Annotated in this window: 22 protein-coding genes; 17 read left to right on the top strand and 5 right to left on the bottom strand. The window is 62.6% G+C overall.

The genetic code is table 11. The features are described 5' to 3' along the window. Positions 1–488: 488 nt before the first annotated feature. From ACMGE0_RS00770 to ACMGE0_RS00755, 4 genes are all read right to left on the bottom strand, one after another. Positions 489–623, bottom strand: coding sequence for a hypothetical protein (locus ACMGE0_RS00770; protein WP_436813954.1), 135 nt, complete (start codon positions 621–623; stop codon positions 489–491). Positions 624–664: 41 nt separating this feature from the next. Next, complete coding sequence (locus ACMGE0_RS00765) at positions 665–862, bottom strand: hypothetical protein (RefSeq protein ID WP_436813953.1); 198 nt, start codon at positions 860–862, stop codon at positions 665–667. 276 nt (positions 863–1,138) lie between these two features. Beyond that, the gene (locus ACMGE0_RS00760; protein WP_436813952.1) at positions 1,139–2,257 is read right to left on the bottom strand and encodes a mandelate racemase/muconate lactonizing enzyme family protein; all 1,119 of its coding nucleotides are present in this window, start codon (positions 2,255–2,257) and stop codon (positions 1,139–1,141) included. Positions 2,258–2,286: 29 nt separating this feature from the next. Beyond that, complete coding sequence (locus ACMGE0_RS00755) at positions 2,287–3,033, bottom strand: amino acid ABC transporter ATP-binding protein (protein WP_436813951.1); 747 nt, start codon at positions 3,031–3,033, stop codon at positions 2,287–2,289. A gap of 121 nt (positions 3,034–3,154) precedes the next feature. Here ACMGE0_RS00755 and ACMGE0_RS00750 point away from each other — a divergent pair, with 121 nt between their 5' ends. The 10 genes from ACMGE0_RS00750 (at position 3,155) to ACMGE0_RS00705 (ending at position 11,201) form a co-directional block, all read left to right on the top strand. Continuing rightward, positions 3,155–3,838, top strand: coding sequence for a GntR family transcriptional regulator (locus ACMGE0_RS00750; RefSeq protein ID WP_436813950.1), 684 nt, complete (start codon positions 3,155–3,157; stop codon positions 3,836–3,838). 14 nt (positions 3,839–3,852) lie between these two features. Beyond that, positions 3,853–4,524: an amino acid ABC transporter permease gene (locus ACMGE0_RS00745; protein ID WP_436813949.1), complete on the top strand. Its 672-nt coding sequence runs from the start codon at positions 3,853–3,855 to the stop codon at positions 4,522–4,524. Positions 4,525–4,532: 8 nt separating this feature from the next. Further along, positions 4,533–5,186, top strand: a complete 654-nt coding sequence (locus tag ACMGE0_RS00740) for an amino acid ABC transporter permease (protein WP_436813948.1) — start codon at positions 4,533–4,535, stop codon at positions 5,184–5,186. A gap of 34 nt (positions 5,187–5,220) precedes the next feature. Beyond that, positions 5,221–5,997, top strand: a complete 777-nt coding sequence (locus tag ACMGE0_RS00735) for a transporter substrate-binding domain-containing protein (protein ID WP_436813947.1) — start codon at positions 5,221–5,223, stop codon at positions 5,995–5,997. A 71-nt stretch (positions 5,998–6,068) separates the two neighbouring features. Next, entirely contained in the window at positions 6,069–7,178 is a 1,110-nt protein-coding gene (locus tag ACMGE0_RS00730) for an enolase C-terminal domain-like protein (RefSeq protein ID WP_436813946.1), read from the top strand. Positions 7,179–7,182: 4 nt separating this feature from the next. After that, the gene (locus ACMGE0_RS00725) at positions 7,183–8,217 is read left to right on the top strand and encodes a zinc-binding alcohol dehydrogenase family protein (protein ID WP_436813945.1); all 1,035 of its coding nucleotides are present in this window, start codon (positions 7,183–7,185) and stop codon (positions 8,215–8,217) included. Next, positions 8,214–8,975, top strand: a complete 762-nt coding sequence (locus tag ACMGE0_RS00720; protein WP_436813944.1) for an SDR family NAD(P)-dependent oxidoreductase — start codon at positions 8,214–8,216, stop codon at positions 8,973–8,975. Before ACMGE0_RS00725 ends, ACMGE0_RS00720 begins: the two co-directional genes overlap by 4 nt. 27 nt (positions 8,976–9,002) lie before the next feature. Beyond that, positions 9,003–9,692 carry an RraA family protein gene (locus tag ACMGE0_RS00715; protein ID WP_436813943.1) on the top strand — a complete coding sequence of 230 codons (690 nt, stop codon included), beginning with the start codon at positions 9,003–9,005 and terminating at the stop codon, positions 9,690–9,692. A 7-nt stretch (positions 9,693–9,699) separates the two neighbouring features. Further along, positions 9,700–9,996 carry a UxaA family hydrolase gene (locus tag ACMGE0_RS00710; RefSeq protein ID WP_436813942.1) on the top strand — a complete coding sequence of 99 codons (297 nt, stop codon included), beginning with the start codon at positions 9,700–9,702 and terminating at the stop codon, positions 9,994–9,996. Continuing rightward, complete coding sequence (locus ACMGE0_RS00705) at positions 9,993–11,201, top strand: UxaA family hydrolase (RefSeq protein ID WP_436813941.1); 1,209 nt, start codon at positions 9,993–9,995, stop codon at positions 11,199–11,201. The genes ACMGE0_RS00710 and ACMGE0_RS00705 overlap by 4 nt, the downstream gene beginning before the upstream one ends. A 49-nt stretch (positions 11,202–11,250) precedes the next feature. On the opposite strand, the gene ACMGE0_RS00700 is transcribed toward ACMGE0_RS00705, so the two are convergent. Further along, positions 11,251–12,159 carry an AraC family transcriptional regulator gene (locus ACMGE0_RS00700; RefSeq protein ID WP_436813940.1) on the bottom strand — a complete coding sequence of 303 codons (909 nt, stop codon included), beginning with the start codon at positions 12,157–12,159 and terminating at the stop codon, positions 11,251–11,253. A gap of 166 nt (positions 12,160–12,325) precedes the next feature. Between ACMGE0_RS00700 and ACMGE0_RS00695 the strand changes: the two genes are divergently transcribed. The 7 genes from ACMGE0_RS00695 (at position 12,326) to ACMGE0_RS00665 (ending at position 20,603) form a co-directional block, all read left to right on the top strand. Next, positions 12,326–13,732, top strand: coding sequence for a family 4 glycosyl hydrolase (locus ACMGE0_RS00695; protein ID WP_436813939.1), 1,407 nt, complete (start codon positions 12,326–12,328; stop codon positions 13,730–13,732). Then, the gene (locus ACMGE0_RS00690; RefSeq protein ID WP_436813938.1) at positions 13,729–14,613 is read left to right on the top strand and encodes a carbohydrate ABC transporter permease; all 885 of its coding nucleotides are present in this window, start codon (positions 13,729–13,731) and stop codon (positions 14,611–14,613) included. Before ACMGE0_RS00695 ends, ACMGE0_RS00690 begins: the two co-directional genes overlap by 4 nt. Before the next feature lie 72 nt (positions 14,614–14,685). Next, positions 14,686–15,525, top strand: coding sequence for a carbohydrate ABC transporter permease (locus tag ACMGE0_RS00685; protein ID WP_436814490.1), 840 nt, complete (start codon positions 14,686–14,688; stop codon positions 15,523–15,525). Between the two features lie 5 nt (positions 15,526–15,530). After that, on the top strand, positions 15,531–16,643 hold the full coding sequence (locus ACMGE0_RS00680) for an ABC transporter ATP-binding protein (protein ID WP_436813937.1): 1,113 nt from the start codon (positions 15,531–15,533) through the stop codon (positions 16,641–16,643). A gap of 32 nt (positions 16,644–16,675) precedes the next feature. Then, a complete protein-coding gene (locus ACMGE0_RS00675; RefSeq protein ID WP_436813936.1) occupies positions 16,676–17,932 on the top strand; it encodes an ABC transporter substrate-binding protein in 1,257 nt (418 codons plus the stop codon). Positions 17,933–17,937: 5 nt separating this feature from the next. Next, positions 17,938–19,452: a polygalacturonase PglA gene (gene pglA / locus ACMGE0_RS00670; protein ID WP_436813935.1), complete on the top strand. Its 1,515-nt coding sequence runs from the start codon at positions 17,938–17,940 to the stop codon at positions 19,450–19,452. Between the two features lie 5 nt (positions 19,453–19,457). Then, positions 19,458–20,603, top strand: coding sequence for a glycoside hydrolase family 88/105 protein (locus ACMGE0_RS00665; RefSeq protein WP_436813934.1), 1,146 nt, complete (start codon positions 19,458–19,460; stop codon positions 20,601–20,603). Positions 20,604–20,623: the final 20 nt, after the last annotated feature.

Below are 20,623 nucleotides of genomic sequence, written 5' to 3'. Positions count from 1 at the left end.
TCTGTTCAAGCCATCCCCCCGACCCGCCGAGTACGCCACAGCAGCAACCGAAGCGCAACCCTGAGCCGAGCCTGCCGCATTCTCGCGAACACCGTGAAGGTTAGGGCGCTAACTAGAGAATTGAAGGCCGCCTTTGTCAGATCAGTATACGCGAGGTTAATTTGGGGAAATTTCCATGGATTTTTATGGGTTTACTGCGCAGGAATCTCGCAAGGATGAGTAGAATTGCCTATTTGGACGCCTTTGTAAAATATTATGTACACCTAAATTATTTTACCAAAATACAAGCAATGAACATCTTAGGGTTGAGTAAGAAAAACGTTCCCGATATTGATCGCGATGTGAAAGCAGTGACCGGGCTTCTCTGCCACGGGGAACACGAAAATGTGATCGGAAAATCGGCATCTTACGACGACCCGGTATTCGCCGGCGCGTTCAAGCGGGTCCCTCCGACGCGAATCAGCTCGAGGATAGCCTCACCGCGTCCATCATTGGTCGATGGCATGAGGAGACGCCGTTCCGGCCTCCTCGTTCACTGATGCCTGGAATGGTCTGGATCCGAATATGGCGATGAGCGCCACGATCACGACGGCGCCCAGGATGATGATATTGCGCTTGCTCATGCTGCACTCCGAATTCGCGTCCGCAACCGTGAACGGGTGCGTCAGATGCTCGGAAGGAAAATCTCCACCTGCCTCCGGCGCTCTTCACCAAGGGGCTGGATATGTTCGGTCCAGAACTTATCCGCCTCGGGAGGCTCGTCCTCCCACAGCCGGGTGTTGACGATATTGTCGTCGATCTTGGACTTTCGGCGACCGCCGAGCCGCAGATATTCCTCCGCCAGTCTCCGTGCCTCGGTCATCTTTGTCTCCTGACGTGGAGCGTGGCTTCGACCAGGCCTCCCGCTCCTTCGCATTGTGAACCAACAACCGAACAAGATCGAAAGCAGAAGGTTTCGCAACCGGTGAAAGTTTTGGCGCGGGAGCATGTTCGCGGTCGCGGCCGACAAGGAAGATACACGGGTCATCCTCCTTTCGGAACCGGGCCGACAGCACCGTATATTTTCGCAGACCGCGGGCTTTCAGCGCGGTGGCGGGTCCAGCACTCACCCCGGCTGGATTGCGCTTGGCCGGGCCGGTCAGCTCAGACTTTTGCCGTATCGCGCGAAACTCTCGGCAAGGACGGTCGTGCCCGCTCCGGGTTGTTCGGGACGCCGATACACCCCGTTCCGGACGCTGATCGGTTCCTCGAAATGATCCTTGATCCAGGGGATGTATTCCAGAATCGTCGAGGCGGGATGCCAGTAGCTGAGATGCACATGCACCTGGCTCATTTCGCCGGCATGCGGAACGACGGGAAGCCGGTGCGCAAGCGCGAGGTCCGCCACCTGGATATATTCGGTGATCCCTCCGAGCCGCGTGACATCCGGTTGCACGTAGGCCACCGCACCCGCATCCACGAAGGATCGGAAGGCATCGACCGTGTAGAGCTGTTCGCCGAGCGCGATCGGTATCGACGTATTGCGGGCAAGCGTCGCATGGCTGGCGACGTCGTCATACCAGAGGGGTTCCTCGAACCAGTAGATGTCGAGATCGCGCGCCAGCGCGCAAAAACGCTGGCAGGTCGGCAGGTCCCATTTTCCGTTGCCGTCGATGGCGATGCGGACCTTCGCTCCGACGCGCTTGCGCACCGCCGCCAGCCGTTCGACGTCGGTGTTCGGATCGTCATGGCCGACCTTGATCTTGATACGGGTAAAGCCCTCTTCCTCGACGGCTTTCGCCGATCCGCGCAAGAGCGTTTCCAGATCGAAAGAAATCCAGCCTATATCCGTGTTGTAGGCCTCCAGCGCCTCCGTGCGCGCACCACCGAGATAGCTCCAGAGCGGGACGCCGGCCTTCTTCGCCTTCAGGTCCCACAGGGCGACGTCGATCGCCGCGAGCGCCAGATGCGTGATGCCGGCCCGGCCGACCCATTGCAGCGAAGGATAGCGCGCGAGCTTCGTCCAGAGGCGCTGGTGGTCGGACGCGTCTTCCCCGATCAGCAGCGGCCCGTAGCAATCACTGATGCAGGAGGTGATCAGCCGGTCCGAGGCAAGATGCGCATGGGTGCCGGTGAAGCCGTAGCCTTCGAGCCCGTCCGTGGTGACGATCCTTGCCCCGACGACGCCCCAATGGGTGATGCTGTGGGTTGAGTCGGAGATGGAATCCGAGGTCAGAGGAAGATGGAGGATGAACGGATGGACGGCTGCAATTTTCATGGGCGAACCTCGGGATGGTCTCAATTTCGTCAGTGGAGGAGTTGCGAAAGGAACTCGCGGGAGCGCTGGTGCTTTGGCGCGGCGAAGAACTCCTTCGGCGTGGCCTCCTCGACGATCCGCCCCTGGTCCATGAACACGATGCGATCCGCCACCTGGCTGGCAAAGCCCATCTCGTGGGTCACGCAGATCATCGTCATGCCTTCGGATGCAAGGGACACCATCGTGTCCAGCACCTCCTTGACCATTTCCGGGTCCAGCGCCGATGTCGGCTCGTCGAAAAGCATGATCTTGGGCTGCATGCACAAGGCCCGCGCGATCGCCACGCGCTGCTGCTGACCGCCCGAAAGCTGCGACGGGTATTTGTCCGCCTGGTCGGCAATCCGCACCTTGCGCAGCATTTCCATGGCATTTTCCAAGGCTTCGCGCTTCGATTTCCCGAGCACGCGGATCGGGGCCAGGGTGCAGTTCTCGATCACCTTGAGATGCGGGAACAGGTTGAACTGCTGGAACACCATGCCGATGTCGCGGCGCGGAGCCATCCGGCCGCGAGATTTGTCGATCAACGGCTTGCCGTCGATTTCCACCGAGCCTTTCTGCAACTCTTCCAGCCCGTTGATGCAGCGGATCAGCGTCGATTTGCCGGAGCCGGACGGACCGCAGATCACGATTTTCTCGCCCTTTGCGACGTCCAGGTTCACATGGTCGAGCGCCTGAAAGGCGCCGAACATCTTCACTCCGCCCCGCAATTTCACGAAGGCGCTGCCGTTCAAGCTCATGAACTCCTCCTCATTCGTCTGGCATGGCTTGTAACGTGAAAGATCGAAAACGGAAAATAAAAAATTTTTCATTTTTAATTTTTTTCTTGCGCCGAGCGGGAAGGTGGACAATGTTTGGCGCATGAACATGATCAAGATGACCTTGGCCGAGCAGGCCTATCAGGAGCTGCGCTCCCGGATCGTCAGCGGCAGGCTGGCGGGCGGGCAGCGGCTGTTGCCGAACGAACTTGCGGCGGACCTGGGCATCAGCCCCACACCGGTGAAGGAGGCCTGCCTGCGTCTGGAGGCGGATGGGCTTCTCATCAATTCCTCAAGGCGCGGCATGGTGGTCCGCAGCTTCAACGAAGAAGACGTCGAGGAGCTCTACGCGGCGCGGATGCTGATCGAAAAAGGCGCCGTGGAGGCAGCCTTCGACGCCGGTCGGATAGACGAGGCTTTGCAAGCGAAACTGGCGGAAAGCCTGGAAAGCCATCGACGCTATGCGAAGGGAACATCGCTCGACGACCTTGCCAAGGCGCTTTCCCACGACAGGGCCTTTCACAGCGCCCTCGTCGGCGCAGCCAGGATACCGATGATCTCGGATGCGCATGCCCGCATCGTCGGCCAGACGCATACGGTTTTCGTGTCCATTCCGGGTGACTACAGCCGTTCGGTCGAGGAACATCAGGACATTCTCGACGCGATCGTTGCCGGCAAGAAAAGCCAGATCATCGAAGCGCTGCAGCGGCATCTCGAGAGAAGCCGCCAGAACACGCTGCGACAGGTCAAGGTCCTGGCGCAGACGATGGAACCGAATCTCCTTTAATCCGGGGAACGAGTATGGGGTACCTAGATTTTTCCGGCACGTTCGCGCGCAGCGACCTCTTCGTCCATGGCGTCGTGCTGACCCTGGCGCTTTCGGTCGCCGCCCTGGTGCTCGGCATGTGCGTCGGCGTGATCGGCGCCCTGATGCGCCTCTCCGGATCGAAGGTGATCTCGTCGATCGCCGCGGCCTATGTGGAAATCATCCGCAACACCCCGTTCCTCGTTCAAATCTACATCGTCTATTTCGGCCTGCCCTCGGTCGGCATCCGGATTTCGGAAATGACGGCGGCCGTCCTGTCGCTGACCCTCTATGCCGGCGCCTACATCACCGAAATCGTCCGCGCCGGCATCCTGACGATCGGCAAGGGCCAGCGGGAGGCCGCACGCACGCTCGGCATGTCGCCCTACCTGACCTTCCGCTACGTCGTCCTGCTGCCGGCGATCTCCGCCATCTTCCCGGCGCTGACCAGCCAGTTCGTGCTGATCATGCTGGCTTCAAGCGTCGTCTCGGTCATCTCGGTGCCCGAACTGACCGGTGTGGCCAACGACGTGCAGGGGCTGACCTTCCGGAGCCTGGAAGCCTATCTCGTGGTCGCGGCCATCTATCTCGCGCTGACCGCCGTCTTCAAAGGCGCTTTCGCGGCAATCGACCGCGCCCTCTTCTCCTTCCGCTACGCGGCCCGTTGAGAACGCCCATGTTCCAGACCTTCAACATTCATCACGTCGGGTTTCTTCTGCAATGCGCGACCTGGACGGTCGTCCTGTCGGTCATTGCGCTTGTCGGCGGGGCTATCGGCGGGTCGATCGTCGCCCTCATGCGGCTGTCGCGCTTTGCGTGGCTGCGCTGGATCGCACAGGCCTATATCTATGTCATCCAGGGCACGCCGCTGCTCGTCATCCTGTTCATCGCCTATTTCGGCGTCGCCAGCCTCGGCTACGATCTGCCGGCGATCTATGCGGCCGGCATCGGCTTCACGCTCTACAGCAGCGCGTTTCTCGGAGAAATCTGGCGCGGATCGATCCAGTCGATCAACAAGGGGCAGTGGGAAGCGGCCTTCGTGCTCGCGCTCGGCTGGCGGCACACGATGACGGATATCATCGTGCCCCAGGCTCTTCGCGTCGCCATTCCGCCGACGATCGGCTTCACCGTCCAGGTCGTCAAGAACACCGCGCTAGCCTCGATCGTCGGCTTCGTGGAGCTGACGCGGGCGGGCCAGATCGTCTCCAGCGCGACGTTCCAGCCGCTGCAGGTCTATCTCGTCGTCGCGGCCATCTATTTCGCCATCTGCTCCGTGCTGTCCTATTCCAGCCGGCGCCTGGAGCAGAGGCTACACCGGACAGGCCATTGAAATCGTAGCTCATCACTCGAGGGAGGAAAGTGCCATGCTATTGAAGAGACTTGCCATCGGGCTTGCCGCCGTGCTGGCGACCGTATTGCCCGCCAAAGCCGAAAGCACGCTGGATGCCATCATCCAGCGCGGCACCATCAATGTCGGGGTCGGCCTTGGAACGCCGCCCTACGGCCTGATGGACAGCAACATGCAGCCCGACGGCTATGACGTATCCGTGGCCAAGCTGATTGCCCGCGATCTCGGCGTCAAGGTCAACCTGGTCGATACCACCGCCGCCAACCGCATCCCGAACCTGACGTCGGGCAAGCTGGACATCGTGATCTATTCGTTCTCGATCACCGCCGAACGCGCCAAGGCGATCGCCTTCACCAATACCTACTATGTCGACCAGCAGGTCTATGTCGGCCCGGCCGACAAGCCTATTGCCAAGGTGGAGGATCTGGCGGGCAGGAAAATCGGCGTGACGCGCGCCAGCACGAACGACATCGTCATGACGAAGAAAGCCATCGAGGGCGTGCAGCTCCAGCGCTACGACGACGACGCTTCCACGTCGCAGGCCCTTTTCGCCGGCCAGGTGGAGGGCATCGTCACGAGCGGAGCGCTCGCCAAGGCCGTCGAGGAACGCAATTCCCAACTCCAGAAACAGTTCGTCGTGGCCTCGGCCCCGATGGCCATCGGCCTGCGCCGCAACGATCCGGACTTCCTGCACTGGCTGAATACCGAGCTTTTCATGCTGCAGTCGACGGGCGAACTGCAGGCGCTGCAGAAGAAATGGATGGGCGTGGAAGTCGACCTGCCGCGCTTCTGAGAACGACATGGGATCCGGAAGCCTCTTCCGGATCCCACCATGCCGCTACGATCGGTTTTAAAGGCTTTTCCATGAAGATTACGGACGTGAAGGTGCGCTGCTGCCAGCGCAAACCAGGCGAATTTGCCGCCAGCGCATTTCGAACCAGGGATTTCCAGAAATTCGAGTTTCTCGCCATCACCATGGTGACGGATACCGGGCTTGAGGCGACCGCCTTCGGCTTCGCCGGCCGCTCCGCCCCCGGCGCCGGCAGGCTGATCGCCGATACGCTCCGCCCTTTCTTCATCGGCCGCAATCCGCTGGACCGGGAGAAAGCCTGGCACGATTTTCGCGTCGCCGACCGCTGGTGGGGACATCTGCCGATCTATGCCTATGGACCGTTCGATACCTGCCTCTGGCTGCTCTCTGCCGCCGCCGCCGGCCAGCCCCTCTACAAATACCTTGGCGCCTTCCGCGAAAGCGTGCCGGTCTATGGCAGTTCGATGATCCTCACCGGCCCGCAGGACTATGTGGACGAGGTGTTGCGCGCCAAGGCGGAAGGCTTGAAGGCCTACAAGCTTCATACCCCCGGCCTCGATCTGGACTACGATATCGACGTGCATCGCCAGGTCCGCGCCGCAGTCGGTCCCGATTTCACGCTGATGTCCGACCCCGTCTCGATGTTCAACCTCGAACAGTCGATCCGCTTCGGCCGCGAGCTGGAGCGTCTCGGCTTCTATTGGCTCGAAGAGCCCCTTTACGACGAGGACGTCCATTCGCTGCGGGAGCTTGCCCGCACGCTGGAAATCCCGCTGGTCGGAACCGAAGTCCTCGCAAAGCACCCCTACAGCATCGCCGAATGCATCTCGACCCGCGTTGTCGACCGCGTCCGCGCCGACGTTTCATGGACGGGCGGCGTCACGGGTGTGATGAAGACTGCGCGCCTCGCCGAGGCCTTCGGCGTCAACTGCGAAATCCATACCGCGATCTTCCACCCGATGGAGATCGTCAACCTGCACTGCGCCGCGGCGATCAAGAACTGCGACTTCTTCGAACTGCTCTACCCGATCGAGAACTTCGCCTTCGGCCTCAAGCAGCCGCTGCCGATCAAGGACGGTTACGCGACGCCGCCCACCGGTCCCGGTCTCGGGGTGGAGATCGACTGGGACGTCATCGACAACAGCACGATCGCCGAGGTCTGACGCCATGATGAAAGCCGTTTGCCTCGACGAACCCGGCAAGATTTCGCTGATCGAATTGCCCGAACCGAAACCCGGCCCGGGTGAGGTGGCGGTCCGGATGGAATATGTGGGTTATTGCGGTTCCGATCTCACCTCTTTCCGCGGCCTCAATCCGCTGATCTCCTATCCGCGCGTTCCCGGCCATGAGATCTCCGGAACGGTCGCAGCACTTGGCGCCGGCGTCAGCGGACTGGCGATCGGCCAGCCGGTGACCATCCTGCCCTATTTCAACTGCGGCAAATGCCACGCCTGCCGGCTTGGCCGCCCGAACGCCTGCAAGAACAACCAGACGATGGGCGTCCAGCGCGAAGGCGCCATGACCTCCACCGTCGTCGTCCCGGCGGGCAAGGTCATTCCCGTCGAAGGCATGCGGCAGCGGGATCTCGCACTGATCGAGCCGATCGCGGTCGGTTTCCATGCCGTCCGCCGGTCCGAACTCCAGGCTGGCGAGACTGTCGTCATTCTCGGCTGCGGCGTGATCGGACTTGGCGCTCTCCTCGGCGCCGTCAGGCGCGGCGCCCGCGTGATCGCCGTCGATCTGAGCGCAGACAAGCTCGCCGTCGCCGAGGCGCTGGGCGCCGATGAGACCATCGATGCGTTACGCGAGGACGTGCTGGCGCATGTACTCGAAATGACCGGCGGCGATGGCCCGCAAGTGGTCATCGAGGCCGTCGGCGCGGATGTCACCTTCCGGCAGGCGATCGATCTCGTCGCCTCCTGCGGCCGGGTCGTCTATGTCGGCTATGCCAAGAACCCGATCGCCTACGACACCAAGTATTTCCTCTTGAAGGAGATGGATATCCGCGGGTCGCGGGGTTCGGAACTCGCCGATTTCCATGATGTCGTCGCCTACCTGAAGCAGCATCCGGATGCCGGCGACCGCATCGTCTCGCGCGTCGTACCGATCGAAGAGGCCGGCGCGGCCATGGAGGCCTGGGACAAGGACCCCGGCGGCTTCACCAAGATCGTCGTCCGGATCGAAGCGGGAGAGGACCTATGAGCCTTCAGGACATTTTCGGGCTGAAGGGCGAACATGCCGTGGTCACCGGCGGCGGCAGCGGCCTCGGGCTGGCGATCGCCACCTGTTTCCTGGAAGCGGGCGCCAGGGTGACGATCGTCGGCACCAATGCCGGAAAGCTCGCCAAAGCCTGCGAGGCGCTGGGCCCATCCGCAGGAAGCCATGTCTTCGACGTGACCGACACGGCTAGTGCGGAAGACTTCGCGCGCGACATCGAAGAGAAGTTCGGACGGGTCTCGATCCTCGTCAACAATGCCGGCAACACGGTCAAGAAGCCGCTCGGCGAGATGAGCGTGGAGGCGTTCAATTCCGTGCTGAACGTGCATGTGGGCGGGGCCTTTGCCCTGTCGCGCGCCTTCCTGCCGCAGGTGACCGAAGCGAAAGGCAGCATCCTCTTCACCGCCTCGATGAGCTCGTTCCTCGGCATTCCTAATGTCATCGGCTATTCCGCGGCGAAATCCGCCTATGTCGGCATGGTGAGAGCGCTTGCGACCGAACTTGCGCCTTCCGGCGTCCGCGTCAACGGCGTGGCGCCGGGCTGGATCGATACCGCCCTGCTCCGCCAGGCGACCGCCGCCGATCCGGAACGGGCGCGCAAGATCAACAGCCGCATTCCGATGGGCCGGTTCGGCGAAGGCGCCGATATCGGCTGGGCCATGACCTATCTCGCCTCTCGCGCCGCAGCCTATGTGACGGGCCACATCGTGGTGGTCGACGGCGGCGCGCTGCACGGCTTCTGACACCAGACATTCGAGGAGGAAAACCAGATGACGACCGATACCGACAAGGCCATGTTCGAGGTCATCCGCAAGGAGCTTTTCACCGCCGTGGTGGGCGACGTGCTCGACGTCATGGGACATCGGCGCCAGTTCCTGCCGGCCGGCATCGCGCCGCTGCAGCCCGGGATGAAGGTCATCGGCCGGGCAATGCCGGTGCTGGAGGCGGACGTGTTCTCTGACGGCTCGCCGGAGGCGCATGGCCCCCTCGCCAATAAGCCCTTCGGCATCATGATGGAAGCGCTGGACAGCCTGACGGAGAACGACGTCTATATCGCCAGCGGCTCATCCTTCCGCTACGCGCTCTGGGGCGGGTTGATGTCCACCCGCGCCCAGAAGCTGAAGGCGGCCGGCGCCGTCCTCAACGGGTATGTGCGCGATAGCTGGGAAATCGAGAAGCTCGGCTTCTCCGTCTTTTCGCGCGGCATCTATGCCCAGGACCAGGGGCCGCGGGGCAAGGTGATCGACTACGGCTGCCCGATCGAGATCGACGGCGTCCGTGTGACGCCCGGCGACCTGATCTTCGGCGACCGCGAGGGCGTGCTGGTCATCCCGCGCGAGGCCGAAAAGGAAGCGATCGAGCGGGCGCTCGAAAAGGTCAGCACGGAGAACAAGGTCGCGACTGCCATCCGCAACGGCATGAGCGCCTGCGAAGCGTTCCAGACCTTCGGCGTCATGTGAGCGGACGATGGACGACCCGCGCCTGCTTCTGCTTTCGGAACGGGACAATGTGCTGGTGGCCTGCCGGCGCATCGAAGAGGGCGAGACTGTTGTCATCGGCGGCCGGCCGCACGTTCTCGAAAAGACCGTCGAACTCGGCCACAAGCTGGCGCGGTGTCCCATCGGAGCAGGCGAGAAGGTCGTCAAATACGGTGTCCCGATCGGCTCGGCGACGCGGGCGATCGAGCCCGGCGAGCACGTCCATATCCACAACCTGAAGAGCGACTACACGAAGACGCATGTGATCGCAAAGGCCGCGTCATGACAGGTGAGCACCCCACCATTCTCGGCTATCTGAGGCCGGACGGCCGCAAGGGCATCCGCAATATCGTGGTCGTCGCCTATCTGGTGGAATGCGCCCATCATGTCGGCCGCGAGATCGTCAGCCATTTCCGCGGCAAGGACGTGCATCTGATCGGTTTTCCCGGCTGCTTTCCGAACCCTTATGCGCAGCGGATGATGGAACGGCTCTGCACGCACCCGAACGTCGCCGCCGTGCTGCTCCTGTCGCTCGGATGCGAAAGCTTCAACAAGTTCTCGCTCTCGCGTATCGTGGAAGCGAGCGGCCGGCCCGTCGCGACGCTGACGATCCAGGAAAACGGCGGCACCCTCTCCACCATCTCCGACGGCATCGATTGGATCATCCGACGCCTCGAAGAGCTGGATCGGGTCCCGAGGGTACCGATGGACCCGAGCGAACTGATCGTCGGCACGATCTGCGGCGGCTCCGACGGCACGAGCGGCATGACCGGCAACCCTGCCGCCGGTCTCGCCTTCGACCGGCTGGTCGAAGCAGGCGCGGCCTGCATTTTCGAGGAGACGGGCGAGCTGATCGGCTGCGAGGAAATCATGGCGAACCGCGCCGTGACGCCGGAGCTCGGCGCCGAGCTGCGTGCTTCGGTGGCCAAGGCCGCCCGGTATTATGCGACGCTGGGCTATGGCAGTTTCGCTCCCGGCAATGCCGACGGCGGCCTTTCCACCATCGAGGAGAAATCCATGGGCGCTTACGCCAAGTCGGGCTCCTCGCCGATTTCCGGCCTCATCAAGCCGGGCGACATTCCGCCCAGGGGCGGGCTCTATCTCATGGACGTCGTGCCTGACGGTGATGTCCGCTTCGGCTTCCCCAATATCTCGGACAATGCCGAGATCGTCGAACTGATCGCGTCCGGCTGTCACCTCACGCTGTTCGTCACCGGCCGCGGCTCGGTATCCGGATCGGCGATCGCGCCGGTCATCAAGATCTGCGCCAATCCGGAGACCTATCGCCGGCTATCCGGCGACATGGATGTGGATGCCGGCCGCATCCTCGAAGGCCGCGCGAAACTCTCCGACGTCGGCGACGAAATCTTCGACCTGATCCTTTCGGTCGCCAACGGACAGGCGACCAAGTCTGAGCGGCTCGGCCACCGCGAGTTCATCCTGACCTACAAGACGTTCGAGCCGGCCGGCCCGGCGTGTCTGCCTGCATAGGCTGACATGAATTCGGCGGCAGCGCCGCCGCCTAGCTTGATCCCGCACATTAACGGGTCAGCGGATAGAGGAGCTGCCCGTCCTCCTCGCCTCGCGGAAATGCGCCCTCGCGGTTGCGTTTTTCCGCCTGCCGGTAGCCGAGCGGGCTGATGCCGATATAGCGCTTGAACATGCGCGAGAAATAATAGGCATCGGAATATCCCGAGAGTTCCGCCGCCCGTTTCACGCTGCAGCCGCCGGCCATCAGACCCATCGCCCGTTCCATCCGCTTGAACTCCTGGAACTTGTCGGGGGTCCAGCCCACGCGCTTGCGGAACTCGCGCTTGAAATAGTCGGAGTTATAGGGCGCGGAACTCAAGGCCCGCTCCACGATGGAGTCGTTGAGCGGATCGGCGGCGATCTGGCTCGCCACGACCATGATGGAGAGCGAAAGCGCATCGGGATTGTTGACGTTCCCGACCGATTGCTCCCGCCAGCCGATATGCGCCTGTTCGAGGAACTCGATCAGCAGGAACATGAAGAGGTGGTGTTGCAGAAGCGTCGGCGAATAGGGCGGCGAATTGTCGTGGTAGTAGCGGGTGAGCGGCTCCATCATCTCCCAGCGGGCAAGCGTGACGGATCGCTTCAGGTGCATCTGGGAGATCATGTCCAGCCGGCCGAATAGGTCGAGCGTGAAATGCTGTGCGATCCCCGTGTAGGGCTCACGGGAGGTCGAGTAACCGGTGAAGCGCACTCCGGCCGGCAGGAGCATAGCCCGCCCCGGCTTTATCTCTATGATTTCGCCCTCTACCTCGTAATTCGCCGATCCCGTCAGGCAGATGATGAGATCGTGCACGCTGTTCGATTTGTCGACGCTCCAGGTGTGGGAATGCTGCATCCTTATGGTTGAGCGCGTCAGCGTCAGCGCCAGCGCGCCCATGGGAATCCCGGCCAGAAAGCTACCTTCGATTTTGTCCATCCTTTTCCCCGAATTTGTCGATTTGATCTACCATGCAACATGAGAATATCAACGCGGGAGCTTGGACCTCAACAGATCTGAGATATCAATGGGAGGAATTGGCGGATTATTTGCGGGGTATCGGCCGCGGAAGGCCGGCCCGCATGTCGAAACGCCAGACATTGCGATGCACAATAAAGGAAATGGCTCTTCGTACAATATCGCCTATATCGGAGGCGGCTCGCTCAACTGGGCGACGAAATTCATGGGCGACCTTGCTTATGACGGAACGGTCGCGGCACATGTCCGACTCTACGACCTCGACCAGGCCGCCGCCGAGCGCAATGCCCGTATCGGGATGCGCTATGCCGACCGGGCCGGCCAGACGGAACGCCTGCGATATACCGCGGAACCTTCGCTGAAATCGGCGCTCACGGATGCAGATTTCGTCATTATCTCCATCCTGCCCGGAAGCTTCGACGACATGGCGCATGATATCGCCATTCCCGAGCGTTACGGCATCCGCCAATCGGTCGGCGATACGGTGGGGCCTGGCGGTTTCGTCCGTGCGCTGCGCGCCATTCCGCAGCTTGCCGGGATCGCGGCGGCGATCGGCGAGTTCTGCCCGAAGGCCTATGTCTGCAATCTGACCAATCCGATGTCGGTGCTGACCGGAACCCTCTACAGGGTCTTTCCGGAAATCCGCGCCTGGGGCTCGTGCCACGAGGTCATCAAGGTCCGCAAGCTGATGGCCTTCCTCGCCAATCGCCGCAAGGGCGAGGTCGCGTTCGGATATCGGGACGCCAAGGTGAACGTCCTCGGCATCAACCATTTCACCTTCGTCGACGCCGCCTCCGTCGGGGGCATGGACATGATGGCCGATTACATGGCCTTTGCGAAGGAACACCATGCCGCCGGGTGGCGCGAAAGCCCGATCGACCCTGCGGACGAGCATGCCGGCTATTTCGAGGACATGAACCGCGTGAAGTTCGATCTCGCCTGCCGCTTCGGCATCGCAGGCGCCGCGGGTGACCGGCATCTGGCGGAATTCGTGCCGCAGTCCTGGTACCTGGACGAAAACGAAAGGTGGAAGTTCGGCCTGACCCCAGTCGACTACCGCATTCGTGAACGTACCGAAAAGCAGGCCGCTGCAGCCGCGCTGGATGCCGGTGCACCCCTCCCTCCGCCGGCCCCCTCCGACGAGGCGATCGTCGAGCAGATCAAGGCGCTGACCGGCGGCCCGGAGCACGTCAGCAACGTCAACCTGCCGAACCTGGGCCAGATGCAGGGCCTGCCGCTTGGCGCGATCGTCGAGACGAATGCACGCTTCAGCGGCCTCGGCGTCCAGCCGATCCAGGCAGGACGCCTGCCGGTGGCGCTGGAAGTGATCGTCCGGCCGCATGCCGAACGGCAGACGGCGCTGGTGGAGGCGGTTCTCGCCCATGACGGCGGTGCCCTTCTGCCGTTGTTCCTGTCCGATCCGCTCGTTGCCGCACTCTCCCCCGATCGCGCTGCCGCCATGTTCCGCGAGATGGTTGCCGCGACGATGCACCGGCTGCCGGAAGCCCTGGCGAAAGCGGGGAAAGCGGCATGAGCGGAGACAACCGGTTCCTGGGGCTTTTCTACCTGTCGCCCTATATCATCGGGCTGCTGGTCTTCACGACCTTGCCTTTCGTCGCTTCGCTCTACCTGAGCTTCACGAACTACAACCTGATGAACGAGCCGATCTTCACCGGCCTGGCGAACTACATCAAACTCTTCACCAACGACCGTACCTTCCGCAAGTCGCTCTGGGTGACGCTCGTCTACGTCTTCACGACCGTGCCCCTGAAGCTTGCCTTCGCGCTCTTCATGGCGGTGATCCTGAATTACAAGCTGAAATTCATCAACGTCTTCCGCACCGCCTATTACGTGCCCTCGATCCTCGGCGGCTCGATCGCGATCGCGGTGCTCTGGCGCTACATCTTCGCAGATGTCGGTCTCGTCAACATGGGCCTGCAGCTCGTCGGCCTGGAACCCGTCAACTGGTTCGGCGATCCGACCAACGCGCTGTTCACCATCACGCTGCTGAGGCTTTGGCAGTTCGGGTCGGCCATGGTGATCTTCCTCGCCGCTCTGCAGAGCATCGACAGGACGCTCTACGAGGCCGCCGCAATCGACGGCGCAGGAAAGTGGACGAGTTTCGTCTACATCACGCTGCCGCTCATCACCCCGGTGATCTTCTTCAACCTGATCATGCAGATGGTCCAGGCCTTCCAGGAGTTCAACGGCCCCTACATCATCACGCAAGGGGGGCCTCTGAAATCCACCTATCTCCTGCCGATCTACATCTATGACGAGGCCTTCAAGCGCTTCGACATGGGTTATGCCTCGGCGATCGCCTGGGTCCTCTTCGTCATCATCATGGCGCTCACCCTCATCGCCTTCTGGTCCTCGCGCCACTGGGTCTACTACGCCGGCGACAAGAGGAGCTGACCGATGGCCGAACACGTTCTTTCGCAAAGCCCTTCCGCGGCCCAGGACGTCGAGACCGTCCGCGCCCGGGAAATGCGCCGCCACCGCATCGGCGTTGCCTTCCGCTACATCCTGCTTGCGGGCGTCGGTCTCCTGATGCTCTATCCGCTGATCTGGCTGATCGGCGCGTCCTTCAAGACCAATTCCGAGATCTTCTCCAATCCCGGTTTCTGGCCCGAGAACCCGACGCTCGACGGCTATATCAGGGGGTGGCAGACCTCGACGCCCTATTCCTTCGGCACCTTCTTCCTGAACACGCTCTGGATCGTCATCCCGAAGGTGATCGGCACGGCGATCTCCTGCACCGCGGTCGCCTACGGCTTCGCCCGCTTCGACTTCCCGTTCAAGAAGCTGCTTTTCGCCTCGCTGATCGCGACGCTGCTCTTGCCGAACGTGGTCACCCGTATTCCGCAATACCTGCTCTTCCGCGACCTCGGCTGGCTGGACAGCTACCTGCCGCTCTGGGTGCCCTCGGCCTTTGCGGGAGACGCCTTCTTCGTCTTCATGCTGGTGCAGTTCCTGCGCGCCATCCCGCGCGACATGGAGGAGGCCGCCCGCGTCGACGGCGCCACCACCTGGCAGACGCTGATCTTCATCGTCGTGCCGCTGCTCATGCCGGCGCTGATCTCGGTCTGCCTCTTCCAGTTCATGTGGACGATGAACGACTTCCTGGGCCCGCTGATCTACATCTCCTCGGTCGACAAATACCCGGTGTCACTGGCGCTGAAACTCTCGATCGACACGACGGAAGCCTTCGAATGGAACCGCGTGCTCGCCATGTCGGTGCTGGCACTCACGCCGGCGCTCGCGGTCTTCTTCCTCGCTCAGAAATACTTCATCGACGGCATCTCGTCCGGCGGCATCAAGGGATAATCGAAATGGCGCGTCTGCAACTGAGAAACCTCGAAAAGGATTACGGTTCGTTCCGCGCGGTGCACGGCATCAACCTCGATGTCGAGGACGGCGAGTTCATGGTGCTGGTCGGCCCTTCCGGCTGCGCCAAATCGACGACGCTCAGGATGATCGCCGGTCTCGAACGGGTGACCGGCGGCGAGATCCGCATCGGTGGCGAGCTGGTCAACGACAAGACGCCCGGCGACCGTGGCATCTCCATGGTCTTCCAGAACTACGCGCTCTATCCGCATATGAAGGTGCGCAAGAACCTCTCTTTCAGCATGCGGTTGAAACGGCGGCCGAGCAACGAGATCGAGACGGCTACCCGGCATGTCTCCGGTCTTCTGGAAATAGACCCACTCCTCGACCGGCTTCCAAAACAGCTTTCCGGCGGCCAGGCCCAGCGCGTCGCGGTCGGCCGCGCGCTCATCAAGAAACCGCAGGTCTTCCTGTTCGACGAGCCGCTCTCCAACCTCGACGCCAAGCTGCGGGCCTCGATGCGCGTGCGCATCACCGACCTGCACAAGCGGCTGAAGGCGGAAGGCCAGCAGGCGACGGTCATCTACGTCACCCACGACCAGACCGAAGCCATGACCATGGGCGACCGCATCTGCGTCATGAAGGACGGCCGCATCATGCAGGTCGCCGATCCGGTGACGCTCTACAATCGCCCCGCCAACACCTTCGTCGCCGGCTTCATCGGCAGTCCCGAGATGAATTTCCTGGACGCAGAGATGGAAGGCGCCGGCAACGTCAGGGCCGCGGGCCAGACGGTTGCGCTCGGGGAAGACTTCGCCCCGCGGCTCTCGGCCGGCTCACGAGGCGAGGTCACGCTCGGCATCCGGCCCCAGCATCTGCGCATAGCCATGCCGGAAACGCCGGGGACGCTCAAGGGCAAGGTCAATCACATCGAATTCATGGGCCACGAAGTCTACCTCTATGTCGACATCGGCCCGAAACGCCTGATCGCCGTCGTGCCGTCCGCGTCCTACGATCGCGGCGCGCTGCGCGACGACTGGGTCTGGCTGACCGCCGACCCGAAGGGGTGCCACCTGTTCGACCGCCAGACGGGAGAGAACATCAGCCTGGCGGCCTGAAACTTCATCGTTCCAACTTGGGAGGAGCCAAAATGAGAACCATGATCATAACCGCGGCGCTGTTTGCCGCAACGAGCCTTTCGACGGCATCCGCCGCGGACCTGCGCATGTCCTGGTGGGGCAGCGACGACCGCCACATCGCCACGCAGGAGGCGTTGAAAATCTGCGGGGCCAAGTTCGGCCACACGATCGCGCCGGAATTCTCCGGCTGGACGGGCCATCAGGAGAAGATCGCCACCCAGCTCGCCGGCGGAACCGAAGCCGACATCATCCAGATCAACTGGCCATGGCTGCCGCTTTTCACCAAGAACGGCACCGGCTTTGCCGATCTCTACCAGTACAAGGACGTCATCGACCTGAGCCAGTGGACCAAGGCCGACCTCGACAGCGGCACGGTCAAGGGCAAGCTGAACGGCATCCCCGTCTCCACCACCGGCCGCGTCTTCATGTTCAACAAGACGACCTACGACAAGGCCGGCGTCCCGATTCCGAAGACCTGGGACGATCTGATCGCCGCCGCCCCGAAGATGAAGGAGAAGCTCGGCAAGGATTATTATCCTTTCGAGGGCGCAGCACTCGATGCGCGCCTCGTCGTCATCCTGCGCACCACGCAGAAGACCGGCAAGGACCTGATCGACCCCGCCACCAACAAGGTCGCCTGGACGGAGGACGAACTCGTCGAAGGACTGGAATTCTATCAGACGCTCGTCGACAAGGGCGTCATCGAATCCTGGAAGCAGGTGGCCGCCGGCGGCAATACGCCGCTGCATGAGAACCAGAAATGGGCGAAGGGCCAGATCGCCGGCAGCTACCAGTGGGACAGCACCTACGGCAAGATTTCCACGCCGATGGAAAAGGGCCAGGAACTCGTGCCCGTCAAGCTGCTGACCGTCGAGGGCGCCAAGACGGACGGGGTCTACCGCAAGCCGTCCATGCTCTTTGCGGTCTCCAGGAACAGCAAGGACCCGAAGGCGGCGGCTCAGATCGTCAATTGCCTGCTCAACGATCCGGAAGCGGTGAAGGTGATGGGCGCCACGCGCGGCATTCCGTCCAGCAAGGCCGCGCTCGACGTTCTGACCAAGGAAGGCAAGGTCAAGCCGGTCCAACTGGAAGCCTACAAGCAGGTCATGGAACCGTCGAGCCCCGGCGTTTCGCCGCTCAACGAGCATCCCCGCGTCACCGAGGTCTTCGACAGCAATTTCGAAGCCTTCGCCTATGGCCAGCAGTCGGCCAAGGATGCGGCGGCGGAGATCATCGCCGGCATCAACGAAGCGCTGACGGGAATCTGAGCACCGTGACGATCGCCGCCATCGAACTCCTGGCCTCCGGTCCACGCAGCGCGACCTTCAGCGTCGATGCCGAAAGGCATCTTTATGAACGCGGTGCTGCGCTCGCCTGGCAGGTGCGAAAGCCCGATGGCGGCCTCGCGGCCGAGGGGAGGACCCGGCGGGTCGTCTTCACGGCCGTTCAGCTCGCGCCTGACGAAGCCTATATTCTTCATGCAGGCGGCGCCCGGCTCGAATTCCGCACGCGGCCGGAAACCGCCCTGGCCGACATCCGCGACTTCGGCGCCTCGACGGATGCGCCGAACAATGCCGAAGCCATCCGGCGCGCGATCTCGGCGCTTCCCGCGGGAGGAACGCTGAAGATACCGGCCGGTCATTGGCCGAGCGGACCGGTCTTCCTCAAGAGCGACATGACGCTGCTCGTCGAGGAGGGAGCGGTACTCGCCGCGATTTCCGAACGCGAAGCTTTTCCCGTCCTCCCCGCGCTCCATCCGGACGGTCGCGTCCTCGGCACCTGGGAGGGCGTGGCCGAAGCCTGTTACGCAAGCCTGATCAACGCGCTCGACTGCAGAAACCTCTTCATCACCGGCAAAGGGATCATCGACGGCGGCGGCAACCGCGGCGACTGGTGGTCCTGGCCGAAGGAGACGCGCGACGGCGCGCGGCGGGCGCGTACGCTCTTCCTCTCCGGCTGCGAGGACGTGGTCCTTTCGGGTCTCACCATCCGCAACTCGCCGTCCTGGACGGTCCACCCGGTTCTGTGCAGGCGATTGCTCGCGGCGGACCTGACGATCGAGAACGATCCGCACTCCCCCAACACCGACGGTTTCAATCCCGAGAGCAGTTCCGACATCCGGTTGATCGGCCTTTCCATCTCGGTCGGCGACGATTGCATCGCCCTCAAGGCCGGTAAACGCAGCCCGAACGGCGGTCCTGACCGGCCGACCGAGCATGTGCGGATTGCCAACTGCCTCATGGAGCGCGGTCACGGCGCGGTAGTGATTGGCAGCGAGATGAGCGCCGGCGTCCGCGACATCGCCATCACGAACTGCCACTTCAAAGGCACCGATCGCGGCCTTCGCATCAAGACCCGGCGGGGCCGGGGCGGCATGGTCTCGGATATCAGGCTTTCCGACAGCCTGATGGAGGATGTGGCGACGCCGGTCGCCGTCAATTCCTTCTACTTCTGCGATGCCGACGGCCGGTCGGACTACGTCCAGTCCCGCTCGCCCCTGCCCGTATCCGCCGAGACGCCGAGCATCAAATCCATCACGATCAGGAACGTCACGGTCTCCGGTGCGCGCACCGCGGCCGCCGTCTTCTACGGCCTGCCGGAAGCGGCGATCCATGACATCGCCTTCGAGGACTATTCCGTTTCCTTCGCACCTGACGCGCAAGCTGAAGTGCCGGAGATGGCCTTGCTCCTCCCGCCGCTGCGCCATGCCGGCATCGTCGCGGAAAACACCGTCTTCAGCCGCCTCGCGCGGCTTTCTCCCGCTTTCATCCATCCAGCACAAGACTGACACAGATGCTTCAAGACTATTTCGAGACCTATGTCCGCGACTACGAATATTACAAGGGTGGCGCCTGGTGCTACGAAGATGGATGCCTCTATCGCGGCCTGAGCGCGCTTCACCAGGCGACGGGCGAGAAGCGCTGGCTGGATCATCTCGTCCGGCTCGTGGGCGGACAGATCGACGCCCAGGGCCGGCTGGTGGGCTATGAAATCGAAGAGTTCAACATCGACAATATCCTGTCGGGCCGCGCGCTCGTCTTCCTCCATACGCTGACCGGCGAAACAACCTGGCTCGATGCCGCGGCACCGCTCGCAAGGCAGCTCGAAACCCACCCGCGCACGGAAAGCGACGTCTATTGGCACAAGCTTCGCTATCCGCACCAGATCTGGCTGGACGGGCTTTACATGGCGCTCCCCTTCAAGGTGGAATATGCCCGGGCCGCCTCGAAGCCTGCCATGGTGGACGAGGCGCTTCGCCAATTCTCCACCGCACTTGATCTGACCTATGACCGCGATGCCGACCTCTATCGCCACGGCTATGACGAGGCCCGCCAGCAGCCCTGGGCGGATGCGGAAAGCGGACTTTCGCCTGCCCATTGGGCAAGGTCGATCGGCTGGCTGGCCATGGCGTTCGTCGATATCGTCGAACACCTGCCCCCCGGGCCGGAGCGGCAGGAACTTGTCGATCGCGCCTCGGCACTGGCGGCTCGGCTGCTCGCCTTGCGGACATCGGATCACCGCTGGCTGCAGGTCATCGACCGGCCGGATGCCGCCGGGAACTATCCCGAAAGCTCCGCGACCGCCATGTTCTCCTACTTCCTGCAGAAGCTTGCCCGCCTCGGCGGGCCAGTTGCCCTTGCGGAGGCCGGGGAGACGAGCTTCCGGTCGCTCGTCCGGCACGAGCTGCGGCCCGATGCGCATGGCCGGCTTCAGCTCCACAATATCTGCTGCGTCGCGGGGCTCGGCGGCTTCAACGGCCGTTACCGGGACGGCACCGTCGGATATTATCTCTCGGAGGAAATCCGCCCCGACGACATCAAGGGTGTCGGCCCCTTGATGATGGCCTATGCGGAAACATTGCGGAATCCGCAGTCTGTCGGACTAGCGTCCCCGCAAATGGATGAATACGTTGAACTCGCCGCCGCTGCCAAGCGATAGAGCACGCCATAGAAAACGAG

Origin of the sequence: Neorhizobium descurainiae (assembly GCF_051400715.1) — a bacterium.
Taxonomy (GTDB): domain Bacteria; phylum Pseudomonadota; class Alphaproteobacteria; order Rhizobiales; family Rhizobiaceae; genus Neorhizobium.
This window is presented reverse-complemented; position numbering and strand designations above follow the sequence as displayed.